The sequence below is a fragment of the Streptomyces sp. A1136 genome, assembly GCF_004795055.1.
Taxonomy (GTDB): Bacteria; Actinomycetota; Actinomycetes; order Streptomycetales; family Streptomycetaceae; genus Streptomyces.
This window is the reverse complement of sequence record NZ_SSBJ01000212.1, coordinates 1-641: the sequence shown is the minus strand read 5'-3', so window position 1 is coordinate 641 and position 641 is coordinate 1. Positions and strand designations below refer to the sequence as shown.

Here is a 641-nt window from a genome sequence, read left to right as displayed (position 1 = left end):
CGCCCTGGCGCTCGATCTGGTCTGGGGTTATGCCGGCCTGCTGTCCCACGGCTCTCCATGGCCCGTCCACGGCTTTCCACAGCTGCCCCACGGCCGGCCCCCCGCCCCTTACTCTGGACCCGTACCGAATGGAGGGGTCAGGATGTACGGCTGGATCTGGCGGCATCTGCCGGGCAACGCGTGGGTGCGCGGGCTGATTTCGCTCGTGCTCGCCCTGGCGGTCGTCTACGTGCTGTTCCAGTACGTCTTCCCGTGGGCGGAGCCGCTGCTTCCGTTCGGTGACGTGACGGTCGACGGCGCGAGCGCGGCGACGGGGGCCGGCCGATGAGTGCCCGCATCCTGGTCGTCGACAACTACGACAGCTTCGTCTTCAACCTCGTCCAGTACCTCTACCAGCTCGGTGCCGAGTGCGAGGTCGTGCGGAACGACGAGGTGCGGACCTCCCACGCCCAGGACGGCTTCGACGGCGTCCTCCTCTCGCCCGGGCCCGGCGCCCCCGAGCAGGCGGGCGTCTGCATCGAGATGGTCCGCCACTGCGCGGAGACAGGCGTCCCGGTCTTCGGCGTCTGCCTCGGTATGCAGTCGATGGCGGTCGCCTACGGCGGCGTGGTGGACCGGGCGCCGGAACTGCTCCACGGCAA

2 protein-coding genes are annotated in these 641 nt (G+C 69.9%); both read left to right on the top strand.

Translation table 11 applies throughout. The features are described from left to right. Positions 1 to 142 precede the first annotated feature (142 nt). Positions 143 to 328 carry a hypothetical protein gene (locus E6R62_RS38150; protein WP_018553860.1) on the top strand — a complete coding sequence of 62 codons (186 nt, stop codon included), beginning with the start codon at positions 143 to 145 and terminating at the stop codon, positions 326 to 328. Further along, positions 325 to 641 (top strand): gamma-glutamyl-gamma-aminobutyrate hydrolase family protein (locus E6R62_RS38145; RefSeq protein WP_168714318.1); only part of this gene is annotated, 317 nt, incomplete at its 3' end. The genes E6R62_RS38150 and E6R62_RS38145, both read left to right, overlap by 4 nt.